This is a genomic window from Streptomyces sp. GD-15H, from assembly GCF_045291515.1.
Lineage (GTDB): Bacteria > Actinomycetota > Actinomycetes > Streptomycetales > Streptomycetaceae > Streptomyces.
Genome location: NZ_CP149447.1, coordinates 1,836,410 through 1,857,425 on the forward strand (window position 1 = coordinate 1,836,410; position 21,016 = coordinate 1,857,425).

General features: G+C 71.3%; 16 protein-coding genes and 1 pseudogene. 3 read left to right on the forward strand and 14 right to left on the reverse strand.

All coding sequences use genetic code 11. The annotated features are described in order from the left end of the window. Positions 1–94 precede the first annotated feature (94 nt). Together WJ438_RS08795 and WJ438_RS08800 are read right to left on the reverse strand one after the other, a co-directional pair. On the reverse strand, positions 95–796 hold the full coding sequence (locus tag WJ438_RS08795; RefSeq protein WP_406724712.1) for a MerR family transcriptional regulator: 702 nt from the start codon (positions 794–796) through the stop codon (positions 95–97). A gap of 306 nt (positions 797–1,102) precedes the next feature. After that, on the reverse strand, positions 1,103–1,957 hold the full coding sequence (locus WJ438_RS08800) for a transposase (RefSeq protein WP_406724713.1): 855 nt from the start codon (positions 1,955–1,957) through the stop codon (positions 1,103–1,105). A gap of 310 nt (positions 1,958–2,267) precedes the next feature. Here WJ438_RS08800 and WJ438_RS08805 point away from each other — a divergent pair, with 310 nt between their 5' ends. The 3 genes from WJ438_RS08805 to WJ438_RS08815 all read left to right on the forward strand — a co-directional run bounded on the left by WJ438_RS08805 (position 2,268) and on the right by WJ438_RS08815 (position 6,533). Further along, a complete protein-coding gene (locus WJ438_RS08805; protein WP_406724714.1) occupies positions 2,268–3,395 on the forward strand; it encodes a sensor histidine kinase in 1,128 nt (375 codons plus the stop codon). Further along, on the forward strand, positions 3,379–4,101 hold the full coding sequence (locus WJ438_RS08810; RefSeq protein ID WP_406724715.1) for a response regulator: 723 nt from the start codon (positions 3,379–3,381) through the stop codon (positions 4,099–4,101). Before WJ438_RS08805 ends, WJ438_RS08810 begins: the two co-directional genes overlap by 17 nt. Before the next feature lie 419 nt (positions 4,102–4,520). Next, positions 4,521–6,533 carry a BTAD domain-containing putative transcriptional regulator gene (locus WJ438_RS08815; protein WP_406724716.1) on the forward strand — a complete coding sequence of 671 codons (2,013 nt, stop codon included), beginning with the start codon at positions 4,521–4,523 and terminating at the stop codon, positions 6,531–6,533. A 37-nt stretch (positions 6,534–6,570) separates the two neighbouring features. Here the strand turns inward: WJ438_RS08815 and WJ438_RS08820 are convergent, their stop codons facing one another. From WJ438_RS08820 to WJ438_RS08875, 12 genes and pseudogenes are all read right to left on the reverse strand, one after another. Further along, positions 6,571–7,890 (reverse strand): MFS transporter, encoded by a 1,320-nt coding sequence (locus WJ438_RS08820; protein WP_406724717.1) that lies wholly within the window; start codon positions 7,888–7,890, stop codon positions 6,571–6,573. Further along, on the reverse strand, positions 7,887–8,594 hold the full coding sequence (locus tag WJ438_RS08825; protein WP_406724718.1) for an alpha/beta fold hydrolase: 708 nt from the start codon (positions 8,592–8,594) through the stop codon (positions 7,887–7,889). Before WJ438_RS08825 ends, WJ438_RS08820 begins: the two co-directional genes overlap by 4 nt. A 100-nt stretch (positions 8,595–8,694) precedes the next feature. Continuing rightward, positions 8,695–9,795 (reverse strand): non-ribosomal peptide synthetase, encoded by a 1,101-nt coding sequence (locus WJ438_RS08830; protein WP_406724719.1) that lies wholly within the window; start codon positions 9,793–9,795, stop codon positions 8,695–8,697. A gap of 8 nt (positions 9,796–9,803) precedes the next feature. After that, a pseudogene (locus tag WJ438_RS08835) lies at positions 9,804–10,565 on the reverse strand (AMP-binding protein); the annotation flags it as partial. A gap of 542 nt (positions 10,566–11,107) precedes the next feature. Beyond that, positions 11,108–12,559 carry a serine hydroxymethyltransferase gene (gene glyA, locus WJ438_RS08840; protein ID WP_406724720.1) on the reverse strand — a complete coding sequence of 484 codons (1,452 nt, stop codon included), beginning with the start codon at positions 12,557–12,559 and terminating at the stop codon, positions 11,108–11,110. Next, positions 12,552–15,725, reverse strand: a complete 3,174-nt coding sequence (locus WJ438_RS08845; protein ID WP_406724721.1) for a non-ribosomal peptide synthetase — start codon at positions 15,723–15,725, stop codon at positions 12,552–12,554. The genes glyA and WJ438_RS08845 overlap by 8 nt, the downstream gene beginning before the upstream one ends. Before the next feature lie 431 nt (positions 15,726–16,156). After that, a complete protein-coding gene (locus WJ438_RS08850; protein WP_406724722.1) occupies positions 16,157–17,215 on the reverse strand; it encodes a pyridoxal phosphate-dependent aminotransferase in 1,059 nt (352 codons plus the stop codon). Positions 17,216–17,264: 49 nt separating this feature from the next. Continuing rightward, positions 17,265–17,555, reverse strand: coding sequence for a hypothetical protein (locus tag WJ438_RS08855; RefSeq protein WP_406724723.1), 291 nt, complete (start codon positions 17,553–17,555; stop codon positions 17,265–17,267). Continuing rightward, the gene (locus WJ438_RS08860) at positions 17,531–18,172 is read right to left on the reverse strand and encodes a hypothetical protein (protein ID WP_406724724.1); all 642 of its coding nucleotides are present in this window, start codon (positions 18,170–18,172) and stop codon (positions 17,531–17,533) included. Before WJ438_RS08860 ends, WJ438_RS08855 begins: the two co-directional genes overlap by 25 nt. A gap of 76 nt (positions 18,173–18,248) precedes the next feature. Next, positions 18,249–18,935, reverse strand: coding sequence for a 2OG-Fe dioxygenase family protein (locus WJ438_RS08865; RefSeq protein ID WP_406724725.1), 687 nt, complete (start codon positions 18,933–18,935; stop codon positions 18,249–18,251). Positions 18,936–18,970: 35 nt separating this feature from the next. Continuing rightward, positions 18,971–20,014, reverse strand: a complete 1,044-nt coding sequence (locus WJ438_RS08870) for an iron-containing redox enzyme family protein (RefSeq protein WP_406724726.1) — start codon at positions 20,012–20,014, stop codon at positions 18,971–18,973. Positions 20,015–20,336: 322 nt separating this feature from the next. Continuing rightward, entirely contained in the window at positions 20,337–20,927 is a 591-nt protein-coding gene (locus WJ438_RS08875) for a transposase (protein WP_406724727.1), read from the reverse strand. Positions 20,928–21,016 lie beyond the last annotated feature (89 nt).

The window sequence follows — 21,016 nt, forward strand, 5'->3', positions numbered from 1 at the left end:
ACGAACGAGGTTGAGGGGAAGCTAGCGATCCCTGAGGGCTTTTGTGAACAGACGTGCAAGAATTCATCTCATCTCACGCACAGTTGTGATTGTGTCATGGATGACGGATGCACGGAGGTTCGTCGCGGCGCGGGGTCCGGTGGCGCTCACGCCGACCGCCGTCCGTCCCGGGTGATACGGAGTGCTCCGCCCCGCTTCCACCGGGTGACAGGAAATGCTCGTGGGCGAGCCGGCGGAGCGCGGACAGGGCGATCCCGCCGAGCGCGGTCACCGCGACCAGGCTTGTCGCCGCGCTTTCGGGGTCGTCCTGTTCCCTGAGGATTTGCACCTCGAGCCGCGCGATCCGCTCCAGGTGTTCGGCATAAGCGGGGAACAGCCGTGGAATTTCGTGGTGTCCGAGGGACTTGCAGGCGATGGCGACCTGGCAGAGCGTCTTCCAGGCCGGGTTGTCGCGGTTGACCTGCCAGCCCCAGCCGTGGACCAGGCCCTCCACCCGGGCCTTCGCCCACTCCCACTCGGGGTCGGGTGAGGCGGAACCGGGGGTGGGCAAGGCGTACTGCGTGAGGCGCAGCAATTCCGTCGCCGGCGGTCGCTCCTCCTCGACGTGCCGGACGATCCTGCGCACCTCGGCGTGCGGAAGGCCGCCGATATCCAGCAGTGCCTTTACCAGTGCAACCCTGCGTACATGCGTTTCGTCGTATTCGGGGAGCGTCGGCAGGAGTTCCAGATCCTGATAGGACCGGAGCGTGCGGACGGATACGTTGGCCTTGCGGCTCAGGGCGGAGAGCTGCGACATATTCCACCGGATTTCGGTCGGCTACTGGGGAGGGCATGCTTCACGACTGGACAGGCAATTCGGGATCGCCGTGACCCTAGGGCGCGGGAATGCGGAACCACAAGCATTTTCTGGGCCACCGCCGGGGAATTGGCTCAAAGGGGGACTTCCCTTGCCCAGGAGGAGAGAGGCGGGCGTCGTGAAGGTCCTCCCGTCTCGGTTGGATGATCGTTCAACCTCGATTCGTCGGCTGTCGCCGGGAGGGGCGGACCCGGCGGACGATCAGCCGCATCCCCTCCAGCCAGCCCTCGCGGGTGTTCAGACCAGTCAACTCGGTGACCGGATAGCCCTCTTGAAGTCGCCGCCCAGTGTCAGCGAGGTCTCCCATGCTTGCTCGGGAAGCTGTGCGATCACCGCCTCGTCCTCATCGGTGATCTTCCAGCCGACCGTGTAGCGGACCGTGCGCCGGGTGGTGTTCAACGCTTCGAGATGCTGAAGCAGGACGTGGGTGGCGCCCGCGCCGTCGACGCGGATCAGCAGCTTGGACTGCGAGGAGCGGGGGATCTGCTGAAGGCAGGCGGCCAGTACGCGCACAGGGTCGTCCACAGTGTTCGCTCCCGCGTTGCCCGGGCGCAGTTCCATCACGAGGCTCTCGCCGGTGTTCGCGCACCAGCCGCCCGGCGGATGGAACCCGAAGGTTCCCTTGGACGTGCCCGCGGCTCCTTCCTTCCTGGACGCGGTGGTGATGATCGTGGCGTCCAGGTCCACGACGATCCAGCCCGTCAGGGCGCGTCCGGCGACCGTGAGACAGGGAAAGCCGCCGGGCCGCAGGTGGAGCAGGGTCCACACGTGGCGGCGCACCCGCCGCCACGCCTTCGCGATCCGCGTCAGGGTCCGCTCGTCGAGCCCGGCCAGCACCCGGCGTGTGGTCGAGTCCGAGACGGCCTGCCCGAACAACCCCTGTTGATGCAGTTGGAGTCGTTCGGCCTCCAACAGACTTCGCGTCCCCGGCACGAGCGCGCCCGCCAGCTGGACGAGCACGGCAGCCCGCTCCCGCCAGCCGGCCGCCGCGCTCGTCGGCAGCACCCCGGCAAGCCCTCGGATCAGACCGATCCGGTCCGCCAGCTTCCGTAGCAACACCGCCCCGGCATGCCCGACCAGCCCCTTCCCCTCGGCCGTCACAGGCAGCCCACGGTCCCCCAGTACGCTCGACCACCAGAAAGGTGTCCTGGCTCCTGAACCGGATACGAACTCGGCACTCGCGTCCTTGCAGGTCAGCAGCACCTTTCTGCCGTCAGGGCGTCAGGGCACACAATTCCGCTGAATAGCCCGGGTCAATGGCTTCGGGTTAGGCTGGATTTCGCGGGCGCGGCACTTGACGTCCTTTTAGCGAGTACGGCACGATCATTCTGTGTCCGGCCGCTCTCTCCTTTTTGCGCCGACTGCGTGGCGAGAGGGCCGGTGATGGGGGAACACAAAGGGGAGGGGATTCGTGTCCGACGCGTCGGCGCGGGGAAAGCCGCGACACGGTCCTCGTGCCGAGGACGAGGGGCTGGCCGCCGAATTACTCGCCTACGAGCCGGAACTGCTCGACGTCTATCGAAGCAGGCTCGTGGAGCAGCGCAATCCGCTCGGGACGCACGAGGAAGTCTGGGATTCCGTGCGCGACCGGGTGAGGGGGATCCTGACCGAATGCCGTGACGCCCTGGGCGAAGGCGTCACCCGGCCGGGGCCGCACGACCGGCGGCCCGTCGACCGGGTGCCCCGTCCTGAGGAGCCGCCGACTCCTCAGGGCGCCGTGCCGGTGCATGTGCTGCGGGCCGGATCCCTGCTGGTTGAGCTCGTCGCCGAGTTCCTGGAACGGCCACCGGCCGCCCGCCGGCTCCCGGACGGCCTGAGCCGGGTACGGCTGATGGCCGGACTCCAGGCGGCCGTGGCCCGTTCCCTGGAGGACGACGCCGCCGGACGCGGCTTCCTTCCGCTCGACGTCGTACGGGACTCCACCCGCCAGAGCCGCGACGCCATGGCGCGCGAGATCCACGACCGTATCGGCAGCGCCGCCGGCCTGGCCCTGCGTCAGCTGGAACTCTACGAACTCACCCAGAACGTCTCGTCGGTGACCGACCCTCGGCTGGACAGTCTCAAGCAGGCGATCCTGGAGATCATGCACAGCACACGGGAGGTCGTGACCGGACTGCGGGCCGGCACGCACTCCGCCGAGTCCCTCCGGGCGGCACTGGCCGCCTTCGTCACCACGATGGCCGTCGACCGGCCGCACGTGGAGATCCGGGTCGAGGACTTCGACGAACCGCTCTCCGAGCCCCTGGGCGAACACCTCTTCCTCGTCCTGCGCGAGTGCCTGCGCAACGCCCTGGCACACGCCCATGCCGAGCGGGTCGTCCTCGGCGTGCGGTGCGAGGGACCGCGGCTGGAGGCGCATGTACGCGACGACGGGATCGGACTCCCCCCGGAGCGGAAGTACGGCAACGGCCTGGTCTCCGTGGCGGAGCGGATCCGCCTCCTCGGAGGCGGCATGCGGATCGACAGTGCGCCCGGGCGGGGCACCTCCCTGACGTTCTCGGTGCCGAGGGACGGGGAGTGCCATGCCGGAGACCGATGAGACCGGGCCGCCGCGACCCGGCGAGCCGATCCGTATCGTCGCTGTCGACGACCACTCCCTGCTGCGCAACGCCCTCTGCCAGCTGCTCGACGTCGAGGACGACCTCTGTGTCGTCGCCGAGGCGGACACCTCCGTCGGCCTCGGCGACCTGGTGGCGCGCACCGCCGCCCACGTGGTCCTGCTCGACGTGGAGATGCCCCACCACCACGCCCCCGGCGTCGTGAGCGAACTGACCGCGCGCTTCCCGCACCTGCAGGTGCTCATGCTGTCCATGCACGACCACGCGCCGCTGGTCCACGAACTGCTCGCCCGCGGTGCCCACGGCTATCTGCACAAGAGCTCCCCGCGCGCCTCGCTGCTGTCGGCCATCCGCGGGGTGATGGCACGCGACCCGCAGGTCATGATCGCGCTACCGAGCAGCGCCACGCCCGAGAAAGCCATCCAGAGCGCCGGACACACCCTCTCGCTCCGCGAACGCGAAGTCCTCACCCATGTCGCCGGCGCGCTGAGCAACCGCCAGATCGCCAACGAGCTCGGCATCACCGAGGCTACGGTGAAACGCCACCTCCGGAACGTCTTCGAGAAGCTCGGCGTCGCCTCGCGCATCGGGGCCGTCAACAAGGCCGTGGAGGCGCGCCTCATCGACCCCGCCGCCGCGGGCAAGCAGCCGTCGCTTCCCGAGCCGGTGTACCGCCGTGCCATGTGAGAGCCGCCGCCGTCCCAGCTCGCCCCGTCCCTCTACGCCTGCTCGCCCCGTCCCTCTACGCCTTTCGAAGCATGCGGGATGCTCCCTGCAGGGTCTGGTGTCGACCAGGCGTGCGGATTACATTCGCGCCCATGCCTCGACTGACACCCTGCGAGACTCACGTTCCGGCACCCGGTGCTGAGCTTCTCCCTGCCGTGTGTCACCGCCGCCACCCGGGCCCGCTCGGCTCCTGTCGGCGGCCCACGGGCGCGTACTGAACACCGGGGCGACTCTGCCCACGCCGGCCGTCCGGGGCGGTCGGCTCTTCATGAACACGCGGAACGCGACGCAACTCGCCGCCTCCGCGCAACCCGGGGCCCGAACGGCCACCACCGGGGACTGGCATGAGCAGCACGCGACCCTGAGGGGTGAACAGGAACATGACCTGCACGGGGGCACCTCTTCGCATACAGCTCCTCGGACCGGTACGGGCATGGCGGGACGGTGAGGAGATCGCGCTGGGCTCGCCCAAACAGCGCGCGGTCCTGAGCATCCTCGCCAGCCGGGCGGGCGGGGTGGTCAGCGGGGAGACCATCATCAGCGCACTCTGGGAGAGCGACACCCCGCAGACGGCGGCCAACGGCGTCCACACCTACGTGGCCCGCTTACGCCGCGCCCTGGAGCCGGACCGCGGCAGCAGGGCGGCCAGCACGGTCCTCTCCTCCGAATCGGGCGGCTACTGCCTGCGCCTGCAACCGACGGACGTGGACGCCACACTCTTCGTCGAACGCCACGGGCACGCCCGCAAGTCCCGCGAAGGCGGCAGCACCGAGACGACGTTACGGCTCTACGAGGACGCCCTGGGACTCTGGCGGGGCGAGGCGTACTCCGGTGTGCCCGGCCCCTTCGCGGCCATGGAGGGCGGGCGGCTGCGGGACCTGCGCCTGACCGCCGTCGAGGAGTGGGCCCAGGTCATGGTGGAAGCAGGCGAGCACGCCGAGGTGGTCGACGCCCTCTCGCGCGCCGCCGCCGAGGAACCGCTGCGCGAGAAGCTCCGCTGGCTGCTGATGCTGGCTCTCTACCACTCGGGCCGCCAGGCCCACGCGCTCGCCGTCTACACCGAGACCCGCCGGCTGCTGCGTCGCGAGCTGGGCATCGAGCCGGGCACCGAACTGCAGGACCTCCACCGGCGTATCCTCGCCGGCCAGCGCGAGTTGCGCCTTCCCGGCGGCAGCCTCACCCCCCGGCCCAGGGAAGGCCTCACCGCCGTCGTCCCCGTACCGGCCCAACTCCCGGCCGTCGCACGAGGCTTCACCGGACGCGACGCCGAGCTGCGGCAACTGGGGCAGCTCCTGGACGACGAACTGGCCCAGCGGGGGACACCGGTGGTCGTCGTCGACGGACCCGCCGGCGTCGGCAAGTCGGCGCTCGTCCTGGAACTGGCCCATCGCGTCGCCGACCGCTTCCCTGACGGCCAGCTCTACGTGGACCTCTGCGGCAACGGCCTGCGTGGGCGGCCGCTGAGCGCCTCCGACGTCCTCCACCAGCTGCTCGTCAGCCTCGGCGCCGACAGCGCCCGGATCCCGCGCGACCTGGCGGGCCGCACCACGCTCTACCGCAGCCTGCTCTACGGCCGGCGGATGCTGATCGCCCTCGACGACGCCCTGAGCGCCGACCAGTTGCGGCCCCTCATACCGCGCGGCGCGTCCTGCGTCGTAGCCACCAGCCGGCAGCGGTTCGGCGGACTGGCCGCCCGCGACGGGGCACACACCTTCACCGCGCGGCCGATGGCCTTGGACGAGGCCGCCGACCTGCTCACCGGACTCTCCGGTGGCCGCCTCGCCGACGAACCCGCGGCCGCCCTGCGTCTCGCCGCGCTCTGCGGCGGGCTGCCGCTCGCGCTGCGCATCACCGCCGAAGGCCTCGCCACCCGCCCGGACGTCCCCCTGGAAACGCTCGTGAAGCAGTACGCGGCGGAGAGCGACCGGCTCGACCGGCTCACCGTCGCCGACGACGCCCTCGCCAGCGTCCGCGACGCGTTCCAGACCTCGTACCAGGCCCTCTCGGCCGACGCGGCACGGATGTTCCGCTTCCTCGGCCTGGTCAAGGACGCGCCGATCACGGTCGAGGCCGCCGCGTCCCTGGCCGACACCGACCACGACGGCGCCCGGCGCCTGCTGGACCTGCTGGCCGCCCACCACCTCCTGGAGGACCACGGGCACCAGTACCGTCTGCACGACCTCCTGGGCATCTACGCCGCCGAGTGCGCCGAGCGCGAGCCGGTGCTGAACCGGCGCGCCGCCCTGGCCCGGCTCGACCAGGCATGCCGGGCCGCCCGCGCCGGGCGGATCGCCGAACGGGACGGCGGCGCGGACTACGCCGTGGTGCTCCGCCGCGCCGCCGTCCTCCGCCGGGCCGCCCCCCAGCGGCGCGAGGAGGTCACCCGGCCCTGACGGCCCGTGGGCCCGGCGACGGCGCGGCGCGCGGACTTCACCGCGCGGCGAGAGCGGCGTCGTCGGGTCCCTCCGGCATGGTGCGCAGCCGGCCGACCGGCGACAGGTAGATCGGGATCAGCATCGCGATGGAGAGCAGACCCGCGATCCACAGCGCCCCGCGCAGCCCCGCCCACGCCGCGAGCAGACCCGCGACCGGGCCGCCCAGCGCACCGCCGCCGTACAGGAGCATGCGCATCGCGGCCGTCATCCGGCCCATCAGGTGCTGCGGGGTGATGGTCTGCCGCAACGACACGATGAGCACGTTGGAGACGCTGCTGCCGAAGTACTCGATGAAGAAGGAGGCCACGAACAGCCCCACGAGCAACCAACGCGGACCGCCGGCGGCGGGCACCAGCAGCGGGCCGAGGAAGATGATCGACACCGACACCCGGTAGGCGGTGCCCACCGAGAGCCGCCGCACCACCATGCCGGATACCAGCGCGCCCAGCAGACCGCCCACGGCCGCCGCGCCCATCACGAACCCGATCACCGCGGCCGACAGCTCCTTGTCCCGCACGGCGTAGAGCAGGAACAGCGTCTGCACCGTGGTCAGCAGGAAGTTGCACGAGCAGCCGACCAGTCCCATCGCCCGCAGCCACCGGTTGCCGAACACCCAGCGCAGGCCCTCGGTGAGCTCGACGCGCAGCCGGCGCCTCTCCGCCGGGACCTCGGGGGCCGGTTCGGGCTTCCTGACGAGGAGCAGCGAGACCACCGACAGCGCGTACGAGACCGCGTTCGCGGTCATCGCGAAGGGCGCCGAGAACGCGCTGACCAGCGTGCCCGCCAGGCCGGGACCGGCGATGTCCGCCGACGACAGCGTGGCGTTCAGCTTGGTGTCGGCCTCCAGCAGGCTGTGCCGGTCCTTGACCAGCACCGGCACGTACGACATCCAGCTGACGTCGAACAGCACCGTCGCCACACCGATCCCGAGCGCCAGCGCGTACAGCGTCGGAAGCGTCAGCAGATCGAACTGGTAGAGCAGCGGCACCAGGCTGATCAGCACCATCCTGACCAGGTTCGCGCCGAGCATCACCGGCCGCTTGCGCACCCGGTCCACCCACACGCCGAAGAGCAGGGCGAGCCCGAGGAAGGGGACCAGCTGGGCGAAGCGCAGCATGCCCAGCTCCCCGGCACCCACCCCGAAGACCAGGACGGCCGTGAGGGGCAGCGCGAGCTGCGTGATCTGCGAGCCGTAGAGGGAGAGCGCCTCGCCCGCCCAGAACACCATGAAGTTCCGATCGCGCCAGAGCGACCGGGGAGGGCCCTCCGCCTCGGTCGCGAAGGCCGGGGCGGAGGACGTGCCGTGCTCCGTCATGCTGGAGTCGCCTCTCGTAGAGCCTGGTTGACGATGCCGACGAGGGAGCTGAGCCCCGGCTCCTGCCACACCGAGTGGTGGTCGCCCGGCGCGGTGAGCACGGACAGACGGCTCACGTACGGACTCCAGTCGAGCAAGCGCTCCACCGAGTCCTCGGCCTTGACCAGGATCGCGGACCCCTGGTGCACCTGGCTCAGCCGGTGCTGCCGCATGGCCACCACGTGCGTTCGGAACAGGGCGTACCGCTCCAGCAGGAACTCGACGTCGAACTCCTCCGGGACCGCCCCGCCGCGCTCGGCCGCCGCGAAGATCTCGGCCGGCTCCGCGCCCTCGGGCGTCCCCACGAGTGCTTTGTCGATCCCCGGGGCACGCTCCGGGGTCACTCCGAGGAAGTCGTACAGGAAGTACCGGGCCAGCCGGTCGTCGGGCGGGACCGACTGCGTACCCGGAAGCGCCGCGTCGACGATGACGAGCAGCGGCACCTCCTCGCCCTCGGCGGCCAGCAGCCGCGCCATCTCGTAGGCGACCACACCGCCGAGCGACCAGCCGAGCAGCAGGTACGGGCCGTGCGGCCGGTCCGCCCTGAGCGAGGCCGTGTGCAGCGCCGCCAGCTCCCCGATCGACGTGAGCGGGTCGGAGGCGCCGTCGAACCCGGGCGCCTCGAACCCGAACACCGGCCGTCCGGGATCCAGCCGGTGCGCCATCGTCGAGTAGCAGTAGGGCGAACCCGATACCGGATGGACACAGTGGAGCGGGGCAGGCCGCCCCCGTCCCGCAGAGGGACGAGGCTGCCGGGGGACGCGGTCACGGTGCGGTGGCTCCGTTCGTGGTCGGTGCGGGCGCGGCGAGCCGCTCGTCGATGACGGAGGCGATGTCGGCGACGGTGCTCCCGCTGTACAGCAGGCGGACGTTCACCCTGATCCCGAAGTGCTTGTTCAGCCGGGTGACGGCGCGCATGGCCTGCAGGGAGTTGCCGCCCACCGCGAAGAAGCCGCTGTCGGCGCCGACCCGCGTCGTCCCGAGAACGGCCGTGAAGATCTCGGCCACCGTCCGCTGGGTCGCCGTGGCCGGCTCCGCGTAGCTCTCCGCCGGCGCGCCGAGGTCCTCAGGCGGGGCCGGGAGGGCCTTGCGGTCGACCTTGCCGTTGGGCGTCAGGGGCAGCTCGTCCAGGACGAGCACGGTGCCGGGCACCATGAAGCGCGGCAGGGAACGTGCCGCGTGCTCGGCGACCGGCTCCGCCTCCACGGTCCGGCCCGCCTCGGCGACGACGTAGGCGACCAGCCGCTTGTCGCCCGAGCCGTCCGGGTGCGCGGTGACGACCGCCTCCCGCACCGTCTCGTGGGACCGCAGCACGGCCTCGATCTCACCGAGCTCGATCCGCAGACCGTGCAGCTTGACCTGGAAGTCGGCACGGCCCAGCAACTCGATCATGCCGTCCGGAGCGAAGCGCGCCACGTCGCCGGTCCTGTAGAGGCGTTCGTCCGTCACCTCGCCGCAGGACCAGGTGAAGAACCGCTCGGCGGTCTGCTCGGCGCGGCCGAGGTACTCCCGGGCCAGTCCGATGCCCGCCAGGTGGAGTTCACCCGGGACGCCGGGCGGCACCGGCTGCAGGTTCTCGTCGAGGATGTACGTCCGCTGGTTGGCCATGGGCCGCCCGTACGGGATGCTCGTCCAGCGCGGGTCGGTCTTGGTGACCTCGAAGAGCGTGGAGTGGATGGACGACTCGGTGGCTCCGCCCATCGCGACGAACCGCAGGGCGGGCGCCTTGGCCCGGGCCCGGTCCGGCAGCGACACCGGGATCCAGTCGCCGCCGAGCAGGGCCAGACGCAGATCGTCCAGCGGGCCGGCCCGGTGCTCTCCAGGTGGTCGACGACCATGTCCAGGAGGGCGGGGGCCGAGTTCCACACCGTGACCCGGTGTTCGGCCAGCAGATCGGCCCAGTGCTCCGGGTCCTTGGCACGCTCCGGGTCCGGCAGGATCACCGTGCCGCCCGCGGTCGTCAGACCCATGAACTCGTACACCGACATGTCGAAGCTCGGCGACGACAGCGCCAGCACCCGGTCCCCGGGGCCCACGCCGTAACGGGTGTTGAGGTCCGCGAGGTTGTTCATCACGCCCCGGTGGCGCAGGGCGATCGGCTTCGGCGCGCCGGTCGAGCCCGAGGTGTGGATGATGTACGCGAGATCCTCCGGCGTGGCTTCGCCGGCCGGGTCGTGCGCCGGGTAGGCGGCGAGCGCCTCGGCGTCCCGGTCGAGCAGCAGCACGGGCGTGGCCGGGTCGATGTCCGGCAGCGGGAGGCTGTCGGCCGGTCCGCTCCGGCTGAGGACGACGGCGCAGGAGGTGCCGGCGACCATCGTGGCGAGCCGTTGCCGCGGATAGTACGGGTCGAGGGGCACGTACGCGCCGCCCGCCTTGAGCACCCCGAGGACCGCGACCAGCAGCTCGGCGCAGCGGTCCAGGCAGATGCCGACCCGCCGGTCCGGGCCGACACCCAGCTCCCGCAGACGGTGTGCGAGACGGTTCGCCGCCTCGTTCACCTCGCGGTACGTCCAGGTCCTGCCCCCGCCGACCAGGGCGGGGGAGTCCGGAGCCGCCGCGGCGCGGCCCTCGAAGGCGGTGTGGAGGCAGACGCCGTGCGGAAGGTCCGCCGCGGTGTCGTTCCACTCGACGAGCATCTGGTGCAGCTCGTCCCCGGGAAGCAGCCGCAGCAGTGCCACCGGCCGCTCCAGGTCGGCCAGACCGTCCTCCAGGAGCACGCGGTAGGAGGAGAGGAACCGCAGGGCCGTGTCGTGGTCGAAGAGTTCCGGGGCGTACCGCAGCTCCGCGTCCGGCGGTCCGCCGACGCCCTCGCCCGGCGCGTGGAGGACCAGCTCGACCTCGTCCCGCGCCGTGTCCGTGAACGGCGGCCGGCCGGCGATCGGGTCGCTGACCAGCGAGGCCAGGGTCGAAGCACCGGTGACGGTCCGGACCGACCGGGCCGTCACCGAGCCGGGAGTCGTCACGGCGAAGCCGAAGGTGAACTGCCCGCTCCAGCGGTGGAGCAGGGCGGTGAACCCGGCGAGCAGCAGCGCCTGGGAGGCCGCCGCGGCCCGGGGGCCGAGCGTCACGCGGGCGGACCCGGTGCGCTCGGGGGTGGCCCCGGCGAGGCGGGGGCGGTCGGTGGGCAGGAGCACGGGCGGTGTCGGCTCGGTGGGCGTCACGGGTTCGGTGTTCCGGCTCAAGGCCCTTCTCCTCGTTCGCGGTCGGCGGCGCCGACGGGGCCGAGCCCGGCGCCGAACGGCAGCGGGTGGGCCCGGCACAGGGCGGCGACCTCGGCCGTCACCCGCTCGCGCACCGTGGGGTCGGTGCGGAACTCGGTGTCGCCGAGCACCGTGGTGGCGGTGAGCACCCGGTGGAGCATTTCGGCGCAGACCCGCGTCTCAGCCGGCCCCATGCCGCGCTGCGCCAGGACGTTGGTGCCCAGGCGCAGCCCGCTCGCGACGAGCGGCGCCTTGGTGTCCTTGGGGATGCGGTTGCGGTTGGTGAGGATGCCGCACGCTTCCAAGGCGCGTTCGGCGACCACGCCGGTGATCCCGCGCTCGAACACGTCCAGCAGCACCATGTGGTTCTCGGTGCCTCCGGCCAGGACCCGGTAGCCGTACCCGGCGAGCGCGTCGGCCAGCTCCGCGGCGTCGGCGCGGACCAGCCGCATCGTCTCCCGGAACTCCGGCTCCGCCACCAGCTTCAGCGCGTGGGCCTTGGCGGCGATCGACGCCGGGCTCGGCGTCCCCTGGGACTGCGGGAAGACCGCGCGCTGCATCAGCCGGCCGAGCGGGGTGCGACGGGGGTCGGGACCGGGGGTCCGGTCCTCCTCGCCGATCAGGATCAGCCCGCCGCGCGGCCCGCCCAGCTGCTTGTACATACTGGTGGTGGTGATGTGCGCGAGGTCGACGGGGCTGGGGTGCTCCCCCGCCGCCACCAGTCCGGCGATGTGCGAGATGTCGGCCACCAGGTACGCGCCGACCGAGTCGGCGATCGCGCGGAACCGCTCGAAGTCCAGGGTCCGCGGGTAGGCGCTGGCGCCCGCGATGAGCACCTGGGGGCGGTGGGCGAGCGCCAGCTCGGCCACCTGGTCGTGGTCGATGAGCCCGTCGTCGTCCAGGCCGTAGTGGACGGCCCGGTAGTGGTGGCCGGTCACCGAGGCGGAGGACCCGTGCGTGAGGTGCCCGCCGGAGTCCAGGTCGAGGGCGAGGAGGACCCCGCCCGGCGGCATCAGCGCCGCCAGGACGGCCTGGTTGGCGGAGGAGCAGGAGTGCGGCTGCACGTTGGCGTACCGCGCCCCGAAGGCTTCCCGGGCCCGCTCGACGGCGAGCCGCTCCACCGCGTCGAACCGCCCGGCGCCGGGGTGGTAGCGGGCCCCGGGGTAGCCCTCGGCGGTGACGTTCGACAGGGCGGCGCCGCCGGTGGCGAGGACCGCCGGGTTGGCCACGCTGGCGGACGCCACCATGGCCAGGGTCAGGGCCTGCTCCTCCACCTCGCGGTCGAGGAGCAGGGCCAGTTCGGGATCGGTGCGGTTCAGCAGGTCCATGCCCTGGGCCAGCAGGACGGACTGCGCGGCGGCGGAACCGGAGGCGAGGCCGTTCCACGGTGGGCGCGGGGACGGGACCGCCGCCCGGAGGGTGTCAGGCACGCGTATCCGCCTTGGCGTCCACGAGCCCGTCGATCGCGCTCGCCACCGAGGCCACCGAGGCACCGCCGTACAACAGCCGGACGTTGACCTTGACGGGGAAGTGCTTGTTGCGCCGGCTCACGACACGCATCGCCTGCAGCGAGTTGCCCCCCAGCTCGAAGAAGTTGCTGTCGGCGCCGACCTCTGTCATGGACAGTACAGCACCGAAGACCTCGGCCACCTTCTCCTCGGTCGCGGTCACCGGGGCGACGTACCGCGCCGTCCCCTCACCCGAACCGGACACCGGGGCGGGGAGCTTGGCCCGGTCGATCTTGCGGGCCGGCGTCAGCGGGAACTCCGTCAGCTCCACCCAGCCCGTCGGCACCATGTACTCCGGCATCGTGCTGCCCAGGTGCTCACGGAGCTCGTGCACCGTCGGCGGGGTGTCGCCGAGCACGGTGTAGTACGCCACCAGCTGCTTCTCCCCGAAGTCCTCACGCAGCAGGACCAGGGCCATCCGGACCTTCGGATGGGTCAGCAGCCCGGACTCGATCTCGCCGAGCTCGATGCGCAGACCGCGCAGCTTCACCTGGTTGTCCAGGCGTCCGATGAAGTCGATCTGCAGATCGCGCGTCCAGCGCACCAGGTCGCCCGTGCGGTAGACCCGGCCCTCGCCCAGGAACGGGTCGGGGACGAACTTCTCGTCCGTCAGCTCCGGCAGGTTGAGGTACCCGCGGGCCAGACCCTCGTCGCCGCCGATCAGCAGCTCACCTGGGACGCCGACCGGCACCAGGTTGAACTCCTTGTCGACCACGTAGTGCAGACGGCTGAACTCCGGCCGGCCGATGGGCGGCGAGGACAGCCACTCCTTGTGCTCGCACAGGTACTCGGTCGTCGCGATCGACGCCTCGGTGGGGCCGTACAGGTTCACGAACTTGCGGCCCGGCAGGTTCCACTTGTTGACCAGCTCGGCCGGAAGCGCCTCCGCGCCGCCCATGATGTACTTCAGGTCCGGGTACGGACCCGCCTCCACCACGGAGAGGATCGCGGGAGAGAGCCCGGCGTACGTCACCCGCTGGTCGCGGATGAGGGAGCCCAGTGACTCGGGCGACGAGGCGTCCTCCGGCGCCACCAGCACCAGCGCGGAGCCGCTGATCAGACCAGCGAAGATCTCGCCCTGGGACATGTCGAAGGTCAGCGCCGGCAGCTGCAGCAGCCGGTCCTCGGTCGTCCACTCGCCGAAGCTGCGCCGGTACGCCTCGATGAACATGCGCAGACCGCGCTGCTCGATCATCACGCCCTTGGGGCGGCCCGTGGAACCCGAGGTGTAGAGGACGTAGACCAGCGAGGTCGGCTCCGTCCACTCCTCCAGCGGCTCGTCGTCCGACAGCGCCTCGGCGGCCTCCCACTCGGTGTCGATGCTGAAGGTCGCCCAGCCGCTGGACTCCGGCAGGTCGCCCAGCGAGCGTTCCCGCGTGATGACCAGCGGGCTCTTGGTGTCCCGCAGCATGTGGTCCAGGCGGGCGTTCGGGTGCGAGGGATCGATGATCGTGTAGGCGGCGCCCGACACCATGACACCCAGGATCGCCACGAGGGCGTCCAGGTCGCGGTCCATGGCGATGGCCACGACCTCCTCCTGCCGCACCCCGCGCGAACGGATGTACCGCGCGAGCTTGCCGGCCCGGCGCATCAGCTCGCCGTACGTCATCTCCCTCCCGCGGCAGACCGCGGCGACCAGCTCCGGGTTCTCCTCGGCAATCCGGGCGATCGTCGCGTGCACCGGCTCCGTCGTGTAGTCGAAGTCCGCGCCGCGTCCGACCTCCAGCAGCTCCGCGCGCTCCTCCTCCGACAGCAGCGGGAGGGCCGAGACGGGGGTGTCCGGGGCGTCGGCGGCGACGGCGAGCACGTTCCGGAAGTGCCCGACCATCGCCTCGACGCGCCAGCGGTCGTACAGGTCGGTCGCGAACTCCACGATCAGCCGCAGCCGTTCGGTGCCCTCGACGAAGGAGAAGGAGAGGTCGAACCGCGATCGCGAGGTGGCCAGCGGGATCGACTCGCAGGCCAGCCCGGACAGCTCCAGGACATCGCCCGTGGCGGCCTCGCCCAGCAGCTGGCAGGCGATCTGGAACAGCGGGTTGCGCCCGGCGTCACGCGTCGTCTGCACACGGTCCACGACGTGGTCGAACGGCACGTCCTGGTTGTCGTACATGTCGAGGTTGGCGTCCGCGATACGCTCCAGGAGCTCGGCGAAGGTGACCCCGCCGGACAGGTCGCACCGCAGCACCGTCATGTTGATGAACAGGCCGACGACGTCTTCGAGCTCGGGGTCAGTGCGGCCCAGCATGGGCACACCGAGCGCGATGTCGTCCTGCCCGCTGTAGCGGCTCAGGACCACGTTCAGCGCCGCGGCCACCACCATGTACAGGGACGCGCCCTGCTCGTGCGCCAGCGCCCGCGCCTTGGTGAGCAGCTCCGCCGGGAAGTCGGCGACGAAGGTCTCGCCTTTCTGCGTCGGCTCGGCGGGACGGAGCCGGTCGGCGGGCAGTTCCAGCGCCTCCAATCCGGCGAGACGCTCCTCCCAGAACTTCAGCTCCTCCTCCCACACACCGTCCGCGCGCTGCTTGCGCTGGCGCTGGATGTGGTCGCCGTAGCCGATGGCCAGCTCGGGCAGCGCGGGCGTCCGGCCGGCCGCCAGCTCCCCGTAGGCCTGCGAGATCTCGCGGCTGACCACACCACCGGACCAGCCGTCGGTGACGATGTGGTGGAAGCTCAGCCCGAGCACGTGGTGGTCGGCGGCCAGCCGGAACAGCTGGAACCGGGAGATCGGACCCGCCGCCAGGTCGAAGGGGGTGTCCGCCTCCGTCGCCAGCGCCTCCGTCAGCGCGGCCTCGGCCTCCTCGGGAGCCAGCCCGGACAGGTCCACGACCGGCAGCGGCCGGTCCTCGGCCGGCGACACCACCTGGTAGGGGACGCCGTCCTGGGCGTGGAAGGTCACCCGCAGCTGCTCGTGGCGCTTCACCAGCAGGTTGAGCGCGCCCTCCAGCGCCGCGACGTCCAGCTCACCGCGCAGCCGGTAGGCGATCGGGACGTTGTAGGTGGTCTCTCCGGGGTTCATCTGGTCGAGGAACCACAGCTGCTCCTGTCCGAAGGACAGTTGGATGTGCGACTCGGCGGTGTGCGTGCTCATCGTCACAGGACTCCATTCGGCTTTTCACGGTGGTCGCCCGGGGCGTGCGCGGGGTGCGGACCGTACCCGGGCGGCGCCAGGACGGCGGGAAGCGGACAGGGCGAGGCGGACGGTGCGGGAGGGAAGGCGGAACCAGGCCCCCGCGGGCCGGGTGCGCGGCCTGGGGCGGGGATCCGTACGAGGTACTGCAGGAACATCCGGGTCCGGGCGGGGGCCGGGGCCGGGTTTCCGGACCGGTGTGGCGGTCCGACGTTCGCGGTCCGGTCGGCTGACCGGTGCAGGGCCCGGACGGTCTCCCGGCTGGCCCGGGTCCGTCCGGCTCCGGGTCATGGTCCGGGCGGGCCCGGGAGCCCTGGCCCGGGCCCGCCCCGACGGCTCGAGCGGCCGGGGCGGGCCGCGGCGGTTCGGGCGACCCGTGGGCCGCCCGGCCGTCAGCGTGCCGGGTCGGCGCCGGCCGGGCCGGGCACGGGCCGGAGCACGCGCTCCACCCGGCCGAGGCCCTCGGCCACGGCTTCGGGGGAGCGGGCGAAGCAGATCCGGAAGCCGTCGCTGGCCCCGAGCGTCTCGCCGGGCATGAGCAGGACGCCCAGGCCGAGGGCCCGGCGGCACATCGCCAGCGGTTCCTCACCGGTGGTCAGCCAGAGCCAGGCGAACGGGGTGTCCTCGGGCTCCACCAGGGTCACCGCGTCGGCGTTGCGCCGGGCGAAGTCCCGGACGAGCTCCAGACCCCTGCGGGTGGTCTCGTGATAGGTGCGCAGATGCTCCTCACGGTGGGCCAGGACGTCGCAGGCGAGTGTCTCGCACAGCACCGAGTTGGAGATCGTGGACAGGAACTTCCGTCGGGCGCACGCCTCGACGACCTCCGGCGAGCCGTACAGCCAGCCGACCCGCAGGCCGGGGAAGCCGTACACCTTGGAGAGGCTGGACACCGAGATCACCCGGTCGCGGCCGACCGCGGCGGAGCGCGACAGGTCGAGCGCGTACTCCTCGTCGAGCAGCAGATGGGCGTCGACGCGGTCCGCCAGCGCGAGCAGGGCCTCGAGGTCCTTCTCCGCGATGCGCCGGCCCGTCGGATTGCACGGGCTGTTGGCGACGATGAGGCGTACGTCCGGCCCGGCGACCGCCTCGGCGGCCTCCACGTCGAAACCGAGGTCGGGACGGAAGCCGACCAGGTCGACCTCGCAGCCCAGCTCCGGCGGCACGTCCCAGGACTGCTGCCAGCCCGGCCGGAAGGCGATCACCCGCGACCCGGGGGTCAGCAGCGCCGCGTAGACGAGGTAGAGCGCCTGCTGCGCGCCCTGGGTGACGAGAACCGAGTCGGCCGAACCGCCGTACAGGCCAGCGACCGCCTCCCGCAGGGCCGTGAGGCCCCGGTCGTGTCCGTAGTCGAGCTCCAGGGAGGACGGCACGTTCAGCGCGTCGAGGCGTCCCGGGATCATGTTGCTGTCGCCGAGGTCGATGTCGAAGCGGCCCGCGGCGTCCTCGAACACCCACCGCTGGATCGGATAGTCGCGCGCCGTGCGCGTGGCCGGGGGAGGGTCACCGTACGGTCCCCGCAGTCAGGGTCCGGTCGAGCCGCGCGCGGAGTGCCGGGGCGAAGGACCCCGCCGCCACCTGCTCAGCGTCGCCCGTCATCATGATCCCGCCGTCCTCGGCGACGGCGATCTCCAGGGAACCCCCGGGCATCCGGACCTCCACCCGGTCGTCGCACAGGCCCAGTTCGCGGGCGGCCGACACGGCGGCGCAGGCGCTCGCGCCGGAGGCCGTGACGTAGCCGGCGCCGCGCTCGAAGATCTCCAGCTCCATCAGGGACCGGGACGCCATGCGCATGAACTGCACGTTGGTGGTGCTCGGGAACCGGCGATGGCGGGCGATCCGCGGCCGAGCCGGCGGGCCAGCTCGGCGGTGGGCTCGTCCACCGGGACGACCGTGTGCGGATTGCCGTTGTGGACGCAGGTGACCGTCAGCTCCTCGCCGTCCACGGACAGCGGGACGCCCACCGCGCGGCCGGTGTACGGGGCCCCGTCCTCCCGGAGCAGGGGCAGGTCGGCCGCGTCGAAGCCGGGTCGTCCCATGCCGACCTCGACCCGCCCCTCGGTGGCGTCGAGGACCCGGACCGGGCTGTCGCCGGCGGCGGTACGGAGGGTGAACTCCCGTCCCTCGGCCCAGGCGCCGGGCTCCTGGCCGGCGAGGTGGAGGGCGAACATCCGCAGCCCGTTGCCGCTCCTGCCGCAGTCGGAGCCGTCGGAGTTGAATAGATCGAGCGGAACCGGGACGCCGGGCCGGGGCGGTTCCAGCGGTCCGTAGAGGACTCCGTCCGCTCCGATGCCCAGGTGCCGGTCGCAGACCAGCCGGATCGCCTCACGCGTCAGGGGGAAGTCGGTGCGGCGAGGATCGATCACCAGGTAGTCGTTGCCTGCTGCCTGATACTTGAAGAAGTCGATCACGGGATGATCTCCCTTGGCTACTGGGTGCGGCGCCGCCCCGGGGCGTGGAGGCCCCGCTCCGGGGCGGCACGCGGGATCACTGCTCGGCGAGCGCGGCGGTGTCGTGCTCCTCGCCGTACCACTTCTCCGCCCACCGGGAGAAGGCGATGATCACGATGTCCCGGTGGCCGGGGCCGCCGTCGGCGGAGGTCACGTCGGTGACGTCGTGGGCCAGCCCGCGGTCGTCCAGCAGCACCGCCTGTCCCGGCTCCAGCGTGCCGGTCCAGAACGGCTCGTCGGCACCGGGATTCCACAGGCGGGTGGTGCCGCCGCCGACGTTCTGCTTGTTGAGGACCGCGATCATCACGAACTCGTGGCCGTCGTGGTGCACGCCCTCCGGGGTGAGCGGACCGGGCTTCCCGCCGTCGGCACGCGTCCGGTTCTGGTGGACGTTGATCTGCCAGTCCTCGGAGCGGTCGAGACCGAGCTTCCGGGCACCGTGCTCGATCAGCGGCGTGAAGTCCACCTTGATCGGCTCGTAGACGCGACGGATGCCGCCGCCCACCGAGTTGAACTTCTTGTACGTCGTGTAGTCGCGGTGCGGGAGGCGCTCGAACGACCACCCGTCGGTGCCCTCGGGGCTCAGTCTGTATTGCGAGAACCGCTTGAAGCGGGTCCCGTTGCCCATGTACTCGTCCACGGGGCAGTCGTCGTAGCTCGCCAGGATGTCGGCCGAGACCTCGGGCAGGTCGATGATGGCGAAGCGTTCGCTGCCAAGGGCCATGGTTGCTCCTCCGGAAGGGTTGATGTCGGCGGACGTCAGGCGGCGACGGACGGCATGCGCTCGTCCAGGTACGCCGCAGAGGAGTTGAGCCGCCACAGGATGCCGCGCGCGATGGCACGACGCATGTCCGCGGACTCCGCCGCTGGCAGGACCACGTTGTGGAACCAGCCCTGCGCGTGCTGGGAATCGATGGTGATGTGGAGCTTGTGGTACGTGATGCCGACCTCGGGCAGACCCAGGCGCTCCCACGCGTGCACGACCTGGACGAACCGGTCCGGGGCCATCCACTCGGTCATGCCCAGGAAGCCGACGGCCTCCGGGTACAGGGTGCGGTGGCGGCACAGCATGACCGCGAGGTTGCCGTTGAGCAGCGAGGTGGCGGTGAGGGAGCGGGAGAGCTCCTCCTCCGAGATCTCGAACACCTCGTAGATCTTGTTGAAGAGGTGGGTGTGGACCTGGTCGTGATCCCCATTGCCCATCTCGTCCCAGAAGTTGGACGCGATCTCCATCTTGGCGGCGCCGGCCGTACCGACCTGCATCATCGCGAGAAGGTCGTCGAAGCGGCCGTCCACGACCGACTCCTGCATCACGTAGTTGCGCAGGTCGTCCTGAGTGGCGGTGTTGCGGATGAACTGGTGGTAGTACGGGTGCTTGTACACGCGGTGGTTGCGCGCCGTGGTCTTGAGCCAGGTCAGGTACTCGCGGGGCTCGGTCGGCGCCTCCTCCAGCAGACCGGGCTCGACCAGCCGGTCCTGGGCGGCCGCGGTCGCGATCTCCAGGGAACGGGCGATCTCGTAGACGAGGACGGAGCCCTCGGCGCTCCCCCGCTGCGGGATCTTGGTGTATATCTGGTAGATCCGGTCGAGCAGGTACTGCTGCGCGTACAGGGCGTCGAGGTCGCCCGTGGCCGCGGCGGCGTTGATGTCGGCCACCTCGCCCAGGACGCGGCTCCGCTCGCCGGCCGGCAGCGCGTCGACCTTCTCGGGCGCGGAACCGAACCATGCGGACACCGTGTCCACGGTGGACCGGAACCGGTCACCGGATACGGTCAGACCCTTGGAGCCGCCGATTTCTGGCATGTGTTTCCCCTTGGATTCACTGGACATCAGTTTTCCGATACGAGGTCTGTGCACTGTCGCTGGGACGACGGTTGACCTGCCGTACTGTGCTGCGGCGAAACGTTCTTTCGTCAGCCGCGCCGATGGCGGGCGATGCCATTCTGCAAGGGGCCCGCTGGACGGAACATGTACGCCGTCTGTACGTCCCCGCCGGACTGACCTGACCCGGCGGTGAGGGGCGCCGGCGGCGGGTGAGCGGGAGAGCGTGGACGGAGCACGGCAGGGACGGTTGCGCGTCGAACGGGACGCCTCGGACTCTGAGACGAAAAATCAAGTGCGTCGTTCAGGCCGTCGCGGTGAGGGGTCCGAAACGGACGGTCAGGCCGAGGCGGTTGGCTCCCTTGGTCATCCGACGCATGGCGCGTTCGGGGTCACGCCGGGTGAAGTAGTCGGCGCCGGAGCCCTGATGGCGGGCCTTGTCGCGGAGGATGTGCCAGATCGCGACAGCCAGCTTGTGCATGACGGCGATCAGTGCCCTCTGGCGACCGCGGCGGGCGGCGATGCGCCGATAGTAGGCGCCGAGGTAGCAGTCCTTGTTCCGGGTCACGGCCATCGCGGCGGCACCCGGCAAGCGTTTGAGGTCGGAGTTGCCATTGCGGGGCCGAGCGGACTTGGTGACGCCGGCCGATTCGTTCATGCCCGGGCAGACGCCGATCCATGAGGCGAGGTGCCCGGCGGTGGCGAACTGGGCCATGTCACCGCCGGTCTCGGCGAGGATGATCTGGGCGCCCGCGGGGCCGATACCCGGAACGCTGTCCGGATCCTCGACGGCCTCGTCCCGCCCCAGGCGGGTCAGAAGCGCGGTGATGCGCTGGTCCAGCTGGTCGAGCACAGCAGCGAGATGGTCGATCTCGTCGAGGAAGTGCCGGCACATGAACGCATGATGCTCGGTAAGTTCCCGTCCAGTGGCACTGTCACGTTGACTGACCGGGTGGGATGATCTTCTGGTTGATCAGGCTGGAA